The sequence below is a fragment of the Mesorhizobium sp. 01N446 genome (assembly GCF_056399285.1).
In genome coordinates, this window is record NZ_JBFTRA010000025.1 from 1 (window position 1) to 2,478 (window position 2,478).

Annotated in this window: 3 protein-coding genes; all 3 read left to right on the forward strand. The window is 66.7% G+C overall.

Annotated elements, in window-relative coordinates; translation table 11 throughout:
* The first annotated feature begins 76 nt into the window (after positions 1 to 76).
* The 3 genes from tnpA (at position 77) to tnpC (ending at position 2,464) form a co-directional block, all read left to right on the forward strand.
* Positions 77 to 523: an IS66-like element accessory protein TnpA gene (gene tnpA / locus AC1DPX_RS35005; RefSeq protein ID WP_140571292.1), complete on the forward strand. Its 447-nt coding sequence runs from the start codon at positions 77 to 79 to the stop codon at positions 521 to 523.
* Positions 524 to 549: 26 nt separating this feature from the next.
* Positions 550 to 876, forward strand: coding sequence for an IS66 family insertion sequence element accessory protein TnpB (gene tnpB / locus AC1DPX_RS35010; RefSeq protein ID WP_224690299.1), 327 nt, complete (start codon positions 550 to 552; stop codon positions 874 to 876).
* Between the two features lie 109 nt (positions 877 to 985).
* The gene (tnpC, locus tag AC1DPX_RS35015) at positions 986 to 2,464 is read left to right on the forward strand and encodes an IS66 family transposase (RefSeq protein ID WP_477242576.1); all 1,479 of its coding nucleotides are present in this window, start codon (positions 986 to 988) and stop codon (positions 2,462 to 2,464) included.
* The last annotated feature ends 14 nt before the right edge of the window (positions 2,465 to 2,478 follow it).

The following is a 2,478-nucleotide window of genomic DNA, read 5'->3' on the forward strand; positions in this document are numbered from 1 at the left end:
GTAAGCGCTGTCCCGTTGGCACCTTTCGCGCGTTGTCGTGAGCGACGATGCTCGGTGCCTTTGAGGGCTTCGACACATGACGATTTCAGAGCTTACGCTTAAGTCCAGGGACGAGGAGCCGGTTCGACGGCTTGAGATATTCACGGGTTCTGGACGGCGGCGCGAATGGTTGCCGGAGGAGAAAGCGCGGATCGTGGCGGAAAGCTACGATGCTGGCGAGACCGTGAGCGCGGTGGCTCGGCGACATGCATTGTCCCCGCAGCAGCTGTTCGCCTGGCGCCGGTCCGCGCGGGTGCCGTTGGCGAATGCGCCGGCACCGGAGCCGTTGTTTGTTCCAGCGGTGGTCGCGGCACAGGAGCCCGAACCGGCGGGGAAGCGCGCGAGATCGACACGGAAGCGGAAGGCCGCGCGAGAAACCGGCGTGATAGAGCTGGAGATTGACGGCGTCGCCATGCGGGTCGGTCGTGGCGCCGACGCCAGGACGGTGGCGGCGGTGATCCGTGCGCTGAAGGCGCCGTCGTGATCGGGCCGACGGGTGTGGTCAAGGTGATGGTCGCGACGAAGCCGGTGGACTTCCGCAAGGGGGCCGAGGGCCTGGCGGCGCTGGTGCGCGAGACGATGGGCGCCGATCCGTTCTCTGGCGCGGTCTACGTCTTCAGGGCCAAGCGCGCTGACCGGGTCAAGCTGGTGTACTTCGACGGCACCGGCGTGTGCCTGCTGGCGAAGCGTCTGGAGGACGGGAAGTTCTGCTGGCCTGCCATCACCGATGGCGTGGTGAGGTTGTCGGCGGCGCAATTGCAGGCGCTCCTGGAAGGGTTGGATTGGCGGCGCGTGCATGACGCCCGCGAGACGCGCGCGCCGGTCGCGGCAAGTTGATTCCATGGGAGGCTAGAGGCGCTGGCAAAGCATTGGAATGCATGATTGAATCGGCCTTGTGAGCAACCCGGCCGAGCCTCAGACCAACGATCCGATCGCGCTTCAGGCGATGCTCGCGACGGAGCGCGCCGAGAACGAGCGGCTGCGCCAGATCATCAAGGAACTGCAGCGCCACCGCTTCGGCCGCAGGGCAGAGAGCCTGCCGGTCGACCAGCTGCTGCTGGGCCTGGAAGAGGCCGAGCAGATCGAGGCTGAAGGCTTCGCCGCGGAGGACACCGCCGATACTGCCAAGCGCGAGGCTCGCGCCAGGAAGCGCCGCGCCAACCGTGGATCACTGCCCGCGCATCTGCCGCGTATCGAGCAGATCATCGACATTCCCGACAAGATCTGCCCGTGCTGCAAGGGAATGCTGCATGTCATGGGCGAGGATCGCTCCGAGCGCCTCGACATCGTGCCGGCCCAATTCCGCGTCATCGTCACGCGCCGACCGAAATACGCCTGCCGGAGCTGCGAGGAGGTCGTGGTGCAGGCACCGGCTCCGCCACGGCTTGTCGAGGGCGGCATCCCGACTGAGGCGACCGTCGCCCATGTGCTGGTCTCCAAGTACGCCGACCATCTTCCCCTGTATCGCCAGGCGCAAATCTACGCCCGCCAAGGCGTGAACCTGGATCGCTCGACGCTTGCCGATTGGGTCGGCAAGGCGGCTTTCCTGCTCCGCCCCATCCACGAGCGGTTGTTCGAGCGGCTGAAGGCGTCCGGGAAGCTCTTCGCCGACGAGACCACGGCGCCGGTGCTCGATCCCGGGCGCGGCCGCACCAAGACGGGCCAGCTGTTCGCTTATGCTCGCGACGATCGCCCCTGGGGCGGGATCGATCCACCCGGCGTCGCCTATCTCTATGCACCCGACCGCAAGGCCGAACAGCCACTGCGGCACCTTCAGGGCTTCGTCGGGGTCCTGCAAGTCGACGGCTACGCTGGATACCGGGCGTTGGCCGAGCGCAATGCCGTGAGCCTGGCGTTCTGCTGGGCGCATGTCCGTCGACGCTTCTACGAACTGGCCCAGTCCGGGCCCGCGCCGATCGCCACGGAGGCGCTCCAGCGCATCGCCGAGCTCTACAAGATCGAGAACGAGATACGGGGACGCTCGCCCGAAGAGCGGCGCACCGCGCGCCAGGAGAGAAGCCGCCCCATCATCGATACCCTCCAGCCATGGCTGCGCGAGAAGCTCGCCCTGGTCAGCCAGAAGAGCAAGCTCGCTGAAGCAATCCGCTACCCGCTCTCGCGTTGGGCCGGACTTGGTCGCTTCCTCGACGACGGCCGCGTCGAGATCGACTCCAACGTCGTCGAACGCTCGATCAGGCCAATCGCCCTCAATCGGAAGAATGCGCTCTTCGCCGGTTCCGACGGCGGTGGCGAGCACTGGGCGACCATCGCCTCGCTCGTAGAAACCGCGAAACTCAACGGCGTCGACCCGTACGCCTACCTTGCCGACGTCATCACCCGCATCGTCGCAGGCCATCCGCAAAGCCAGCTCGACGACCTGCTGCCCTGGGCCTATGCCACCGCGCCACTCAAGGCCGTGGCCTGAGAACAGCGGTTACG

Coding starts and splice junctions, on each gene's coding strand:
- tnpA (WP_140571292.1), top strand. CDS start 77: ATGACGATTTCAGAGCTTACGCTTAAGTCCAGGGACGAGGAGCCGGTT.
- tnpB (WP_224690299.1), top strand. CDS start 550: ATGGTCGCGACGAAGCCGGTGGACTTCCGCAAGGGGGCCGAGGGCCTG.
- tnpC (WP_477242576.1), top strand. CDS start 986: ATGCTCGCGACGGAGCGCGCCGAGAACGAGCGGCTGCGCCAGATCATC.